Origin of the sequence: Comamonas resistens, assembly GCF_030064165.1 — a bacterium.
GTDB lineage: Bacteria > Pseudomonadota > Gammaproteobacteria > Burkholderiales > Burkholderiaceae_C > Comamonas > Comamonas resistens.
This window is the reverse complement of the sequence record NZ_CP125947.1, coordinates 1,931,983-1,946,842: the sequence shown is the minus strand read 5'-3', so window position 1 is coordinate 1,946,842 and position 14,860 is coordinate 1,931,983. Positions and strand designations below refer to the sequence as shown.

General features: G+C 57.3%; 12 protein-coding genes. 5 read left to right on the top strand and 7 right to left on the bottom strand.

All coding sequences use genetic code 11. From position 1 onward, the window contains the following. Positions 1–40: 40 nt before the first annotated feature. Together QMY55_RS09160 and QMY55_RS09155 are read left to right on the top strand one after the other, a co-directional pair. Positions 41–940: a LysR family transcriptional regulator gene (locus tag QMY55_RS09160; RefSeq protein WP_283488308.1), complete on the top strand. Its 900-nt coding sequence runs from the start codon at positions 41–43 to the stop codon at positions 938–940. A gap of 439 nt (positions 941–1,379) precedes the next feature. Continuing rightward, complete coding sequence (locus QMY55_RS09155) at positions 1,380–1,655, top strand: transposase (protein WP_283488307.1); 276 nt, start codon at positions 1,380–1,382, stop codon at positions 1,653–1,655. A 51-nt stretch (positions 1,656–1,706) separates the two neighbouring features. On the opposite strand, the gene QMY55_RS09150 is transcribed toward QMY55_RS09155, so the two are convergent. Next, entirely contained in the window at positions 1,707–2,549 is an 843-nt protein-coding gene (locus QMY55_RS09150) for a CHAD domain-containing protein (RefSeq protein ID WP_283488306.1), read from the bottom strand. Positions 2,550–2,981: 432 nt separating this feature from the next. Here QMY55_RS09150 and QMY55_RS09145 point away from each other — a divergent pair, with 432 nt between their 5' ends. Further along, the gene (locus tag QMY55_RS09145; protein ID WP_283488305.1) at positions 2,982–4,142 is read left to right on the top strand and encodes an IS30 family transposase; all 1,161 of its coding nucleotides are present in this window, start codon (positions 2,982–2,984) and stop codon (positions 4,140–4,142) included. A 195-nt stretch (positions 4,143–4,337) separates the two neighbouring features. On the opposite strand, the gene QMY55_RS09140 is transcribed toward QMY55_RS09145, so the two are convergent. Together QMY55_RS09140 and QMY55_RS09135 are read right to left on the bottom strand one after the other, a co-directional pair. Beyond that, the gene (locus tag QMY55_RS09140) at positions 4,338–5,609 is read right to left on the bottom strand and encodes a sensor domain-containing diguanylate cyclase (RefSeq protein ID WP_283488304.1); all 1,272 of its coding nucleotides are present in this window, start codon (positions 5,607–5,609) and stop codon (positions 4,338–4,340) included. 181 nt (positions 5,610–5,790) lie between these two features. Next, complete coding sequence (locus tag QMY55_RS09135; protein WP_283488303.1) at positions 5,791–6,771, bottom strand: AraC family transcriptional regulator; 981 nt, start codon at positions 6,769–6,771, stop codon at positions 5,791–5,793. 126 nt (positions 6,772–6,897) lie between these two features. Here QMY55_RS09135 and QMY55_RS09130 point away from each other — a divergent pair, with 126 nt between their 5' ends. Together QMY55_RS09130 and QMY55_RS09125 are read left to right on the top strand one after the other, a co-directional pair. Then, entirely contained in the window at positions 6,898–7,956 is a 1,059-nt protein-coding gene (locus QMY55_RS09130; protein WP_283488302.1) for a BKACE family enzyme, read from the top strand. A 245-nt stretch (positions 7,957–8,201) separates the two neighbouring features. Continuing rightward, positions 8,202–9,563, top strand: coding sequence for a porin (locus QMY55_RS09125; RefSeq protein ID WP_328517830.1), 1,362 nt, complete (start codon positions 8,202–8,204; stop codon positions 9,561–9,563). 164 nt (positions 9,564–9,727) lie between these two features. Here QMY55_RS09125 and QMY55_RS09120 read toward each other — a convergent pair whose 3' ends face one another. The 4 genes from QMY55_RS09120 to QMY55_RS09105 all read right to left on the bottom strand — a co-directional run bounded on the left by QMY55_RS09120 (position 9,728) and on the right by QMY55_RS09105 (position 14,795). Beyond that, positions 9,728–10,915, bottom strand: a complete 1,188-nt coding sequence (locus tag QMY55_RS09120; protein ID WP_283488300.1) for an acetyl-CoA C-acyltransferase family protein — start codon at positions 10,913–10,915, stop codon at positions 9,728–9,730. Positions 10,916–10,991: 76 nt separating this feature from the next. After that, positions 10,992–12,644 carry a fatty acid--CoA ligase gene (locus QMY55_RS09115; protein ID WP_283488299.1) on the bottom strand — a complete coding sequence of 551 codons (1,653 nt, stop codon included), beginning with the start codon at positions 12,642–12,644 and terminating at the stop codon, positions 10,992–10,994. A gap of 285 nt (positions 12,645–12,929) precedes the next feature. Then, positions 12,930–13,778 (bottom strand): TauD/TfdA dioxygenase family protein, encoded by an 849-nt coding sequence (locus QMY55_RS09110; RefSeq protein ID WP_283488298.1) that lies wholly within the window; start codon positions 13,776–13,778, stop codon positions 12,930–12,932. 33 nt (positions 13,779–13,811) lie between these two features. Next, positions 13,812–14,795, bottom strand: coding sequence for a quinone oxidoreductase family protein (locus QMY55_RS09105; RefSeq protein WP_283488297.1), 984 nt, complete (start codon positions 14,793–14,795; stop codon positions 13,812–13,814). Between the last annotated feature and the right edge of the window lie 65 nt (positions 14,796–14,860).

Below are 14,860 nucleotides of genomic sequence, written 5' to 3'. Positions count from 1 at the left end.
GGACTATTCCGTAAATTGCAATATATGATTAAACTATTGCATGCATCGCATTAAATTCGATATTGCCGAACTACAGGCGTTTGTTGCCACGGCAGAGAATTCAAGCTTTCGTGTAGCTGCGGAACGTCTTTGTTTGTCTGCCCCGGCGTTGAGTCGCAGGGTGGAGCGGCTGGAGGAAGCACTTGGAGCCAAGCTGCTTGAGCGGACTACCAGGCATGTCCAGTTGACCGCGATTGGTCAGGAATTTCTGACAGAGGCGCGCGTAGCGCTGGAGAGCCTCGAGACAGCAGCGCAGCGCATCAGCGATCAGGCGTTGACTCGCCGAGGATTGGTGACGGTGGCTTGCATTCCTTCAGTGGCAAACCATCTTTTGCCAAATGCATTGCGCACCTTTGCCGATGAGTACCCGGATGTGCACGTTCATGTCATTGACGAGAATGCGAGCCATGTCCTGGATGCCGTGGTTAGGGGGCGAGCCGATTTCGGGCTCAGCTTCACGGGAAGCCAGGAACCAGGAATTCAGTTCGAGACTTTGGCGCGCGAGCGATATGTGTTGGCAATGCTGCGCAGTCATGCTTGGGCATGCCGCTCAGAGGTAGCGTGGTCAGAGCTGGCCGGAGTGCGTCTCGTATCCGTATCGCACCAGAGCAGCAATCGACTGCTTTTGGACCAAGTCATGGCAGGCCTGCCTGAGCAGCCAATGGCTTGGTACGAATGCAATCACGTAACTGGGGCTCTGGCTCTTGTCGAAGCAGGCTTGGGAATGGCAGCCATCCCGCAGCTTGCCCTGCCTGAGTGCAATCCTAAGGTCTGCGGTGTGCCACTCATTGAGCCTCAGTTGTGGCGGACTTTAGGCCTGATACAGAAGCGAGAGCGTGTGCTTAGTCCTTTCGCTGAATCTCTGAAGAACCGCTTGCTCACCCTCCATGTGAACCACTGAGCACGCACTGGACTGTTGCAAGCGACCCATTGCGTTCTGCGTTACAAACCTATGTTCCGATCAAGTGTTCTCGATTTTTCAGCGAATTGAGCGTGACACATCAACTCAGGTGCGCGACATCCATCACGTAAGAGCTCAGGGTTTTTGAGAGTGTCAAAAACTCGGAGCTCTAAAGGCTTGTACTGCGATCTTCTTTATCAAAATTCTCTTAAAGCGATCTGCGTTTCAAATCTAGCGCCGAGAAGCTCGGTAGGTGCCCGGACAACCGCCTCACAGCCCAATTGAAAAAGGCGGTTTAGAGAACTCCACGCAGCCGAATCCACTTGACGAATTTTGAGTGGAACAGCGCTGTTGCATAAATCGTCACCTTTCGTTAATCTACCCGGTTTCTCAGAGACATTGATATCCAGGAAGATGGCTCCTATTGGAAGAGGAGCCCATGAAGAAGAGTCGATTCACGGAAGAGCAAATGGTCACGATCCTGCGCGAGGCGGATCGCACGACAGTCGCCGAGGCAGCGAAGAAACACAAAGTCAGTGACGCGACCATCTACGCTTGGCGCAAACACTTCGGCCAGATGGAGGCGGCCGACGTCCTGATAGAAGCCTGGCGCAATCACTGCAACGAGGTGCGTCCGCACAGTAGCCTGCAATACTTGACCCCGGCAGAGTTCAAACGCGAATTCCACCAGAAACTGCAACCCGCCGTCTTCTAGGAAAAACTGTCTCGACTAAACCGAGCAGGTCATAAGCCTCCTAAAACTCAATTAACTCCAATCCTTTCGCAGCAAATAAGCCGATGTATTCAAGCGACGTTCACGTTCCTTTTTAAACCAATGCCGTATCTTTCTCGGCTGATCAGCTCCAGAAAGCAATGATGGGTTGCAGCGGAGAAGCCCTTCACTAACAACGACATCGTTTAAGTCACCCAGCGGCTGCAGAGTTCTTTTGATACGCGTCAGGGTGCTGTGATGACCTCTAGATAGAACTGGCTCAAGCAGCTCCAGCAAATAGCGAGTCTTTTTACCTAATTTTCTGACATCGTGAAATGCGGCAAGGTCTGGCCTCTTCGCTCGTACCGCTTGTGCGATTCGTTTGCGCAGCTTCTTCTCCGACTTCGCCACACGGGTGTCAGCAAAGTTACGAAGCTGATGAAGGCGCTTTCTCGACGTCAAGCTCATTGAGGTTTGCGAAAGCATTTGCCGCAACTGCATTTGCACAGAGGACGGCGAAAGTATTTTTTTTCCTGCCTCCACAGCAGCGTCTCGAGCAGCTGAAATTTCGTGAGTCGATACCGAGGAGCTTTTCCCCTGAAGTCTCAGCAGCTCAACCAAAATGTCGTAATCACGAGCCTTGCCTGCGGCACTGGCGATGGACTTAAGCATGGCTCGCTGCCGCGTATATTTTCTTGAGTCAGTTAAAGGACGGTAGAACCACCAAAGAGTGAGCAGGATGCGCATGGAGATGCGGAGCTGATGGAATCCTTCAACGGAAGGCTCCCGGGCAACTTCCCGGGCTTGTTCGATTGCCGTGTCAACAATTGGAGACGCGAGATCTGAAAACGCTGTCTCTGCACATTGTGTGATTCGGCTCGCTTTTCCATTGCCCATACGAACTCCCGGGCCAGCTTGCATGGCTGCGCATCATTGGTGGTGATATCAAATCATGGAGCAGCGGATGGATGCTTGTGAATTTGCATCACAGTTTCTGCTTAGGCTAGACATAGTGTGCCATGCGTCCATGCATTTCATTGGCGTTGAACTGAGCAAATGCTTGCAACATCCGCCAGTGCTCCGAAGACAACAGGAGCTCCTTTGATAGGTAGGCGTCAATTTTTCCCCCTAGTGAGGCCTTGGCTACAGATAGCTTGCCTTCACAGGGAGCAGTCCCCAGACCTGGTCACTCAATCAACCTTGCTCAGACAGGAGCAAGATTAGGCCAGAAACAGTGCTTGAAAACATCCGCGCAAGCGACTGCTTCAGGCTGTGGATTCAACTGGTCAATGCAACACAATGACCGCCTCTGGCGGAAGGAGTGTTGGCATGAAGCAAAGACCGCGGATTTACTACACCGAAGCTCAGAAGGCCCTGATGTGGGATCGCTGGAAAGCTGGCGATACCCTGCACGAGATCGGCAAGCTGTTTGATCGCCCGCATACCTCCATTCACACCATCCTGAGTGCGTCTGGCGGCATCCAGCCACCAGCTCGGCATCGGTCTCGCTTGGCACTGACCATAACTGAGCGAGAAGAAATCTCCAGAGCGTTGGCAGCAGGGGAATCCATCCGCTGTGTTGCCAGCCGCTTGAAACGCGCTGCATCCACAGTCAGCCGTGAACTTCTACGCAATGGAGGCAAGACTTGCTATCGAGCTGCAAAGGCCGATGAGAGCGCTTGGGAACGAGCGCGTCGCCCAAAGACATGTAAGTTGGCCTGTAATCCCGCACTGGCGCAGATCGTGGCGGTTAAATTGCAGAGTCAGTGGTCGCCCGAGCAAATTGCGGGGTGGCTCAAACGAACTTACCCGGACGACAAGGAGTTGCAGGTGTCTCACGAAGCCATCTACCGCACGCTCTTCGTCCAAGCACGCGGAGCTTTGAAGAAGGAACTCCTGGCGCACCTGCGGCGTACCAGGGTAATGCGCCGCTCACGCCACTACACCCAGAAAACTCCCAACCATGGTCGGATTGTTGATGCCGTTTCCATCAGTGAACGTCCTGCCTGCATCGAGGATCGGGCAGTGCCGGGACACTGGGAAGGTGATCTCTTGTTCGGCGATGCCTACAGCCAGATTGCCACGCTGGTGGAGCGCCGCACACGCTACGTGATGCTGGTCAAACTAGTGGACAAAGACTCATACACCGTTGTTGCAGCGCTGGCCAGGCATGCACAGACCTTGCCGCAAGAGCTGTACCGCTCGTTGACTTGGGATCGAGGATCTGAAATGGCTGGGCACAAGCGATTTACGGTGGCCACCGACATCCAGGTCTACTTCTGCGATCCGCAAAACCCATGGCAGCGCGGAACGAACGAAAACACCAACGGGTTGCTGCGGCAGTACATGCCCAAAGGAATCGATATCTCTGGCTACTCGCAGAATGAGTTGAATGCGATTGCGAGAAAATTAAACGAGCGTCCCAGGAAGACCTTGGGGTACAGAACCCCGGCTGAGATGTTCAACGAGTGTGTTGCGTCGATCGGTTGAATCCACAGCGAATCTGAGCCATTCACAGTCCAACGCCTAAATGGCAACTTCGCAGCACCTAACTAGGGGTAATCCAATATGACCATTACTAGAGTTTCATACAGCGCTTGAGTAATAGGCGGCGAATATGCCGGATGATGTGCATGCGGGCGCTGGATTTGCAGCGCTTTGAAGATAGCCAACTGTGAACACACCCTAGCCGTTGCATACCATATTGCGCCCCTGGGCCTTGGCCCGGTACAGCGCCCGATCAGCGCGCTCCAGCATGTCAGTGGATTGACCGTCTGCATGCATCCAGCACGAGATACCTATGCTCAGGGTCTGACTCACCTGAAGGCCCGGAACGACTTCGATCGATGCAGCCTGCACGGCGCTGCGAATGCGTTCGGCAGCCTCCACGGCGGCTGCGAGGTCCGCCCCCTCCAGCAAGAGCAGGAATTCCTCACCCCCTAAGCGGCCTATCTGGTCGCCTGCCCGGCTCAGAGCTTCCACGATGCGCGCCACGCCGCGCAAGACTGCATCCCCCGCCACATGACCATACGTGTCGTTGATACGCTTGAAGTGATCGAGGTCCATTATCAGCGCGCAGAACGGCATCGCGTCGTGCCGCCCTTCTCGGCGTTTGAAGGCCCGCTCCAAGGCATCAAGGATGTGACGTCGATTGGCCAGCCCCGTCAGATCGTCACGGGTCGCCAAGCGCTCCAGTTCGCGCTCCATTTCCTTGCGCTGGGTGATGTCGCGCCAAATGCCCTCGACGCCTGCGTACTGCCCCTGTTCGTCGCGCAGTGCATTGGTACTAATCGAGATATCAATGATGCGGCCATCCTTGCGCTTCATGCGCCCAGGAAAGTCGTGCACAAAGCCATTGCCCCGAACGGCGGCCACCAGGGCCTCGCGCTCGCGCTGGTCGGGATAGAAATCGGCAGCAGGCCGCCCCATGATCTCTTCGGCACTGTAACCGAGCACGTTTTTGACGGCAGGGCAGACGTAGCGTGTGATGCCCTGGGCGTCGGTCCGATAGAAGACATCCTGCATCGTGTTCATGATGCGCTGGAAGTTCTGGTCGGTCTCCTGCAGCCGCACCTCCATCGCGACGCGCTCGGTCATGTCCAAGAACGCGGCCAGTAAGCCGCCTCGACCGTCGATAGGGACATGATTGCTGGTCATGGCCAGCACCACCTGGCGCCCCGTGCAGGTATAGGCCCGGAACTCCGTGGGCGGATTGCTTCCCTCGCTGCCCTCGGTCCACTGGAGCCGGGCCAACACGCGGTGCTGATCCAGCGGATGAACGAAATCCGACACAATCCGACCCAGCAGTTGATCCGAACTGGTGGCCCCAAGCAGCTTCAGCGCCGCCTGATTGGCATAGTGGACACAGCCATCGAGGATCACAACCACGCTGGCGGGCAAGCGCTCCAGCCAAGTTGCCGGCGGGCTTGATGCGGAGATGGGCTCTGGATCAGGCATGGTTTCAGTATAGAAGGGCGCCAGGGCGTGCTCACGTCAATAGTTACCCGAGCGTTGGCGCGGCGCTGCTGCATAAATCAGCGTTTTGCTAAACCGGACTGCCCCTACACAGGTAGACAACCCCGGTCTATCTTTCGAGCATAGGAGGCAGTCCATAAGCGCACAGAGGTGTACGGCAGAATTATTCCTGATTCTCTGAAGCCGCTTTCAGTCCGTGCCGCCAACGTGAAAAAGCGCTGAGACTGGAAAAGCCTAGCAGCGGTGCAATATCAGAAAGCTTGCGATCCCCATAAGCCATCAAACGCTGCGCCTGCTCACGGCGTATGGCCTCCAGCATGCGAGCAAAGCTTGTACCTTGTACGGCAAGTCTGCGGTGTACGGTGCGGCGATCTACCCCCAGATGCAAAGCCACCTGATCGGCACTGCACCGTCCCGTGGGCAACAGCGCTGTAATCAATAGCTCCACCTCATCACATGTGCCCAATCTGCCACTGACCAGATCGTCACAAACTAGCGCACGCACCTGCTGGCGCATTACAGGGTCCGCAGTATGCAGCGGCGCATCCATATTGGCGGAGGACAGCGCAATACCGTTGTAGTCCTGCGAGAACAGCAGATTGCCACCCAGAATGCTGCGATGCCAAGCCAGGCTGGCCGGGGGCGGATGCATGAAGCTCACACTTCGCGGCTTCCAACCCGGCCCCAGCGCAAGGCACAGCGTGTGGTAGAGCGCTCCCAGCGTAAGCTCTACGGACTGCCGCCCTGCCCCCACCGATGGCATGAACACCTGCTCAATTATCGCCACGCCTGCGGATTCATGAATGTGCGTGCTCAAGCTTTCGTTGTGCAGGTACAGATAGCTATCGAGGGTATCCAGTGCCTGACGCAGTGTTGGCTCATCGCGGGCCAGCATGCCCACCACACCAAACGAGGACAATCGCCGCGTTACCGACAGCCGCAGACCAAACGCCTGCTCACCTGATAACTCGGCCGACATCTCCATCAGCCGCATGACAGAAGCGGCAGGAATGCGCAGCTCTGTGTTCTCAAAGCAGGAGCGCGGTAGGCCCACGGCAGCCAGCATTTCCAGCGGCTGCAGGCCCACGCTGATGGCCAGATCAGCGTAATGCGCCAAGCTGGCGCTGCGCATCAAAGCGGTCATAGAGGTTTTCCCGGAATGTCCCAAAATGATAAATCACTGTCCCTGATCGTCAAACCCCAGAATCAGCGGACTTCTACATTGCGAGGCCTGAACCCGTACTCAACGCAGCACATAGAAAGGTCCTCCATGAACTTCCTCGACGGCCATCTGGTTGCAGAAAACCAGCAACCCCTGATCATCACCGCCGCCCCCTACGCACCTTCGTGGATGCCGGATGACTTCCCTGGCGAAATCCCCGTGACCATGGAGGAACAGATTCAAAAAGCCGTGGACTGCTATAACGCCGGCGCCCAGGTACTGCACCTGCATGTGCGCGAGCTGGATGGTCGCGGCAGCAAACGTCTTTCCAAGTTCAATGAGCTGATTGCCGGCGTGCGTGCTCGCGTACCCGAGATGATCATTCAGGTGGGGGGCTCCATCAGTTTCGCGCCCGAGACCGATGGTGCCGCTGCCAAATGGTTGAGCGATGACACACGCCACATGCTCGCCGAGCTGGATCCCAAGCCCGATCAGGTAACGGTGACCATCAACACCTCACAGATGAATATTCTTGAGCAGTTCGATGCGCGCGACTATGCAGGCACCTCAATGGATGACCCAGCCGTCTTCAACGCCTACAAGGAAATGACAGTGCCGGCCCAACCCGGCTGGGCCGAGGAACATATCCGCCGACTGAGTGCTGCCGGCATTCAAAGTGCCTTCCAGTGCTACAACATCAATAGCTTCGAGTCTGTGGAGCGCCTGCTGCGCCGAGGCATCTACAAAGGTCCGCTGGTACTGAACTGGGTGGCGATCGGGGGCGGCATGGACCAGCCCAGCATCTACAGTCTGGCCAATTTTGTGCGCGCCGTACCCGATGGCGCGGTGCTGACCGTGGAAGCCTCGGTGCTGAACGTACTGCCCATCAACCTCATGGGCATCGCCATGGGTCTACATGTGCGTTGCGGCACTGAAGACAATCTGTGGAACCAGACCCGCACGAAAAAAATGGGGACTGTCGAACAGATCGAACAGTTAGTCCGCATTGCCAAGGAGTGCAGCCGCCCCATCGCCACGCCCCAGCAAGCGCGCGAGATTTGCCAGATTGGCGTGTTTTATGACAGCGTGGAAGAAACGCTGGAGAAGAACGGTTTTGCCCCCAACCGCAACGGCGGCCAGCAAGGCTATCTGCGCAAGGTGGCATAGGTAAATTCAAGCCTATCCGTTGCAGAAGCAACCGCCGATGAAGAAGGCTTGATCCAAGTCCCTTCAAGATGCGCCCATACGCAAAATGATGCGCAAGATGACTCTGCGGATACCCGCTTCCCACGCCCCTTCACAGGGGCTTTTTTGTTTTGAAACAAACCACACGCTACTCAATCAATAGCAATCGTCGCTTATGAGGTTTAGGTCTACGGCGTATATCCATCTACAGATATTCCCTAGCTGGCATGGCTTGTGAATTTAATGACGCGAAAAGAAAAACCGACGGCTCCCCAATCGGGAGACTGCCGGTCATGCAGCGTCATCGCTGTATGCAAAACATAACTACTGGAGACTCAAGCATGCCTGTTCGCCCCGTTCTTCCGCACGGCACCAAGCACCAACCTCTTTTCGGCATTTCTGCTGCGTCAGCCGCTCTTTTCATGGCCATATCTGCACAAGCACAAAGCAGCGTGACGCTTTACGGTACTCTGGATTCTGGCGTGCTCAGTATGTCCAACTACAGCGCGGGCACGGGCTACCTACCCACTACCGCTCACAAAGGCTCGTCCGTCAAAGCCAAGGACGGCGGCCTGGGTGCAAGCAACTGGGGTTTACGGGGAACGGAAGATCTGGGCGGTGGCCTGCGTGCCAACTTCCACCTTCAAGGCAATCTCAACGCAACCAATGGCGGCACGGGCGGAGCCAACTCCAGCAGCGGCACATCTTTCTTCAACCAGCTTTCGGTCGTCGGCCTCTCCGGCAGCTTTGGCGAGGTCAAGCTGGGCCGCCAGTTCTCACCAGCCGCTTATGCCATGCAGTACACCGATGCAAGAGGTCTACGCTACTTTGGCTCGGCACTGACGGCTCTGGTAGGCATGAACACTGCCAGCAAAGCTTGGATCGGCAATAACTCCAACGTTGCCTTCGGCACTATCTACAACGACAACGCCGTTGTCTACACCACACCCAACTGGAACGGGCTGAAGATGGATTTTGCCTATGCTTTTGGTGAAGGCGGCGGCAAGGCCAACTCTCAACAATCGGTCACGGCTCTCTATCAGAACGGCGGCTTCAAGCTCTCGGCGATCTACTACAACGGCTACGGCAACAACCAGGCCAACGCCGCCGCCATCTATGGTGCGGCACTGGGCAATGCGGACGCAGGCGCGGCCGCTGCGCGTGCGGCAGGCTTCAGCACCACCGCCAACACCAACCGCCTGTACTCACTGGGCGCGCAATACAACCGCGGACCCTACACCATCAGCGGCCAGTACTATGCCGCGCGCAACCCAAGCCATGTCGTCATGCCCGGCGGCTCTGACAGCCTTGATATGTGGAATTTCGGCCTGGGCTGGCGTCCCGTGCCTTATTTGAACCTGAGCACGGCTTACTACCATGTCAAGGACAACAAGAACGCAGGGCACAAGGCAACCCAGTTCGTCCTTGGTGCGGAATATCTGCTGTCCAAGCGCACCTGGGCTTATGTGCAAGGTGCTTATGTAATGAATGACGGCGCCAATATGGCACTGAGCCCCATGTATGCCAGCCCTGTTGCGGCTGGCAAGAATGTGCATGCGCTGATGGTAGGTGTGCGACACAGTTTCTGAAGCGCCGTTCTGATGCTATGAATGAAGTAGCTGTTATCGCTGGATACACATTAATTTCAATATTCTTTGATATTGAAAACATGGCTGGACATGCGTAAGCAGCTATCAAAAAAGGCCTGCCAGATCACTCCGGCAGGCCTTTTTCTTTGCGGATTCAAAGCCGCTTACACGCGCTCGAAGATCGCGGCAATGCCCTGGCCGCCGCCGATGCACATGGTCACCAGCGCGTAGCGTCCGCCCGTGCGCTGCAGCTCGTAGATGGCCTTGGTGGTGATGATGGCTCCGGTCGCGCCCACGGGGTGGCCCAGCGAGATGCCCGAGCCGTTGGGGTTGACCTTGGCCGGGTCCAGGCCCAGCTCCTGGATCACGGCGCAGGCCTGGGCGGCAAAGGCTTCGTTGGCTTCGACCACGTCCATGTCGGCGATTGTCAGACCGGTGCGCGCCAGCACTTTTTGTGTGGCGGGGACCGGACCTATGCCCATGTAGGCGGGGTCGACACCGGCGTGGGCGTAGCCGACCAGGCGGGCCAGGGGTTTGGCGCCCGAGGATTTCAGGGCTTGCTCGCTCATCATCAGCACGGCGCCTGCACCGTCGTTGATGCCCGAGGCATTGCCGGCGGTGACCGTGCCGCCTTCCTTCTTGAAGGCGGGCTTCATGCCGGCCAGGGTGTCCAGCGTGGTGGCGGCGCGCACATGTTCGTCGGTGTCGAAGACCACCGTGCCTTTGCGGCTGGTGATTTCCACGGGGACGATCTGCTGCTTGAAGCGGCCGGCTTCGATAGCGGCAGCTGCGCGCTGCTGGCTGATGACGGCCAGTTCGTCCTGCATGGTGCGGCTGATCTGGTAGCGCTCGGCCACGTTTTCAGCGGTGATGCCCATGTGCATTTTTTGCCAGGGGTCGTGCAGGATGCCCAGCATGTAGTCGATGCTCTTGGCATCGCCCATGCGCACGCCCCAGCGGGCCGCCTGGTCGAAGTAGGGGCCGCGGCTCATGGATTCGGAGCCGGCGCCGATGGCCACTTCGCAGTCGCCCAGGGCGATGGCCTGGGCCGCGGAGACGATGGCCTGCAGGCCCGAGCCGCACAGGCGGTTGACGTTGAAGGCCGGGGTTTCGATGGGGCAGCCCGCATCGACGGCGGCCACACGGGACAGGTAGGCATCGCGCGTGTCGGTGGGGATGACATTGCCCATGACCACATGGCCGACCAGATCGGCGGCAATGCCTGCGCGCTCAATAGCGGCCTTGACCACGGTGGTGGCCAGCTGGGTGTTGGGGACGTCCTTGAGGCTGCCGCCAAAGGTGCCGATGGCCGTGCGCGCTGCGCTGACGACGAAGATGTCTCGGGTTGTCATAGCTTGTCTCTCGGGAAAATTATCAAAAACAGGAGCGCATTGCGCAATCCTTGTAAGGGCTAGAGGCCAATTTCATTTAAACCACTGCTGACAATGTCTCACGCAGCATTTTTTTGTTGATCTTGCCCACACTAGTCTTGGGAATCTCAGCGACCAGACAGATGCGTTCCAGCTCTGGCACGGCATAGGCGCTGATACGCTTGGCCTGCACATGGGCCTGCAGTTGCGCACGAATAGTTTCTGCTTTCACATCAGCCGCCGCCACGACGAAAGCCATGGGGCGCTCGCCCCACTTGGCATCGGGCACGCCAATCACGGCCGCCTCCTGCACGCCCGGCACCTGGGTGATCAGGCCTTCGACTTCAATGGACGAGACCCACTCGCCACCAGTCTTGATCACATCCTTGAGTCGGTCCACGATCTGCACCATACCGTCGGGGTGCATGACGGCGATATCCTGCGTATGCAGATAGCCGCCACGCCATAGTTCTTCAGAGGCCTCGGGCTTCTTGAAGTAGATAGGCGTGAGCGATGGCGTGCGCAGCACAATCTCGCCACGCGAGAGACCGTCGCGCGGCACATCGTTCATTTCCTCATCAACCACACGAAAATCCACCAGCAGCGAAGGCATGCCCGTCGAAGTGCGCAGACGCAGATCTTCGGCCTTGCTCTGCGGCTTGCCCGTAGGGGCCAGCGCCAGCGAGACCACAGGACCGGTTTCGGACATGCCGTAGCCCGCGAACACATCCATACCCTTGGACAACGCGGCTTCGCACAGGCCTGATGGCAAGGCCGAACCGCCGATGATGACCTTCCAACCGCTCAAGTCCTGGCCAGTCTTATCTGCCCCCATCAGCAGCATCTGCAAGATTGTGGGCACACAGTGTGAGAAAGTGACCTTCTCTGACTCGCGCAGCTTGAGCAAAACATCGGGCAGATAGCGCCCCGGCAACACAGTGCGCAAGCCCAGCATGACGGCGATGTACGGAATGCCCCAACCCAGTACATGGAACATCGGAGTGATGGGCATATAGACATCACCACGGTGCAGGCGCTGCTCACCCATGGGCGAGCACAGGCTCATGCCAGTGGCCATGGCATGCATGACGATGTGACGATGGCTATAGCACACACCTTTGGGATCACCCGTGGTTCCGGTCGTATAGAAGGTCACAGCCTTGGTGTTTTCGTCCAGCTCGGGAAAGTCATAGTCCGCGTTCGCCTTGGTCACCAAAGACTCATATTCACCGGCCACGACAAAGGAGGTCTGTGGCACAGCGCCATCGTCGGACAGAACCACGATATAACGAATCTGCGGCAGCTGAGCACGGATTTCCTCAATCACGGGCAGGAAGTCTGTGTGTACCAGCAGCACTTCGGTGTCGGCATCCCTGAGCGTATAGAGAATCTGCGCAGGCGACAGCCGCACGTTCACGGTGAACAGGGTCGCGCCCATCATGGGGATGCCGAAATAGCTCTCCAGGTATCGATGGCTGTCCCAGTCCATGACGGCCACAGTGCTTCCCCTGCGCACATCCAGTTCAGTCAGTACATTGGCCAGCTGACCGATGCGGTGACGAAAATCTCGGTAGCTATAGCGCATCTGGCCGCGATAAGTGATCTCTTGATCCGCATGCAGGCTCATGGCATTGATCAGCAATTGCTTGATCAGCAAGGGATAGGTGTACGCCGAGGGTGTGGGCGTCAGCAGATTGGCAGTGGAGGTCATAGCTTCTTGCTTAGGGGGAACAGGGAAATATAGGAAACTCAGAGCTGCTTGCTCAGGCTGCTGACAGCAACCAGAACCAAGACTCGCCTTCCAGTATCAGGGTTTCATACAAAGGTATCGGCAATCCAGGCGACGCTGCTCAGCCGTGCTCCATGACACACCGCAGTTCAGCAGGCGCCGCAGCTCCCGTCGTTAAATACCATGCCAGTGGTCTTGCACATTGCCACGCAGCCCCAGAGTAAGCACAGAGCAGGTGTCAGCAGACAGTTTCATGGCGCCACCCGATCAAAACGGTCGCGTGCCGATAATCCCCGCACGCTCCATCTTTCGATGACAGGCCGGGTAGTCCATGACAGCATAGTGCTGGGTGGCACTGTTGTCCCAGATTGCAATGCTGTTGGGCTTCCAGCGCCAGCGCACTTGGTACTCTGGAATCTGCGCCTGGCTGATCAGATAGCGCAACAGATCGGTCGCACCATGGGTATGGTCCTGCCCGACGCGCACGCGCGCAGCAGTGTGGTAGTTGGTGAAGTGCGTGGTAAAGCCATTCACATAGAGAATTTTCTCACCCGTATCAGCATGGGTGCGCACCACAGGGTGCTCCGGATCTGGGTACTGGGCTTTGAGGGCCAGTCGCTTTTCAATTGGCATGGCCGCGCCGAAGCTGAACTCTATGCTGTGACGTGCGCGAAGGTCCTTGATCTGCTCCTTCACACCTTCAGGCAGCTTTTCATAAGCCAACACCATATTGGCCCACATGGTGTCCCCCCCGACGGGCGGACACTCCACGCAGCGCAACACCGCACCGAACTGTGGCGCTTCACGCCAGGTGGTGTCGGAATGCCAAGCGTTCTCATATCGGTCCAAAGGCTGATCCGGGTTCTTGTAAATCTGTACCAGCCCAGGGTTTTCAGGGTCACTACCCACGACGGGGTGGTCTTCCAGCTCACCAAACTTGCGTGCGAACGCCACATGCTCGGGACGGCTAATGCTCTGATCGCGCAAAAAAAGCACTTTGTGCTTGAACAGCGCCTGACGAATTTCGCCAAACAAGGACTCGTCATAAACGGCATCGGCCAGATTCACGCCCGTCAGTTCCGCGCCAATCGCGCAGCTCAGTTGTTCTACTTTCATTGCTTGTCTCCTCCTGTTCTCTGTCAGGTGGGTTTAAAGAGTGAAGATGGCCGAGCCGACAATCTTTCGGCCCTCCAGGTCTTGATGAGCCTGCACGGCATCGGCCAACTCGTAGCGCTTGCTGATATCAACCTTGATGCGCCCCTCAGCTACATGGGTGAACAGCTCGCGGGCCAGCTCGGCCTTTTCTTCGGGGTTGGCGATGTAATCTGCCGAGGCAGGGCGCGTGAGGAAGAGCGAGCCCTTCTGGGCCAGTATTTGTGGGTTGAACGGCGGGATGGGGCCGGAAGCCGTACCCAGGCAAACCATCAGACCACGAGTCTTCAGGCTATTGAGCGAGCCTTCAAACGTGTCTTTGCCCACGCTATCGAACACCGCATTGACGCCCATGCCGTCTGTCAGCTCACGCACGCGCTTGGCCACGTCCTCATGGCTGTAATTGATGGTGTGATCACAGCCATGCGCTTTTGCCGCTTCAGCCTTGGCATCGCTGGACACCGTGCCGATCACATTCAGACCTTCAAGCTTGGCCCATTGCGACACCAGCAGACCCACACCTCCAGCAGCGGCATGCAACAAGATGGTGTCGCCCTTCTTGAACTCCCAGATGCGACGCATCAGATAAGCCGCCGTCAAACCGCGCATGGTGATGGCGGCCGCAGTTTCAAAGCCAATCGCATCAGGCAACCGGATCAGCGGCGCTGCATCGATCAGACGCTCCGTGCTGTACGCACCCAGTGTGTTGTAAGCACCGGTATAGGTCACACGGTCGCCGACTTTGAAATCCTTCACGCCATCACCCACAGCCGTGATCGTGCCGCAGGCCTCGCTGCCTACTCCCGAAGGCAAAGACTGCGCGGGGTAAAGGCCGCTGCGGAAATATGTATCCGCAAAGTTCAATGCCACTGCGCCATGGGCCAGGCGCACCTGCCCAGGGCCGGGTTCACCCACCGGAACCTCTTCATACCGCAGCACTTCAGGGCCACCAACTTCATAAAAACGTGTGATCTTGGCCATACAAACTCCAGTCAAGTGTCAATGTCTAGTGCGCGTTGCAGTGTTCCCTGCAGCCGCTTGGATTC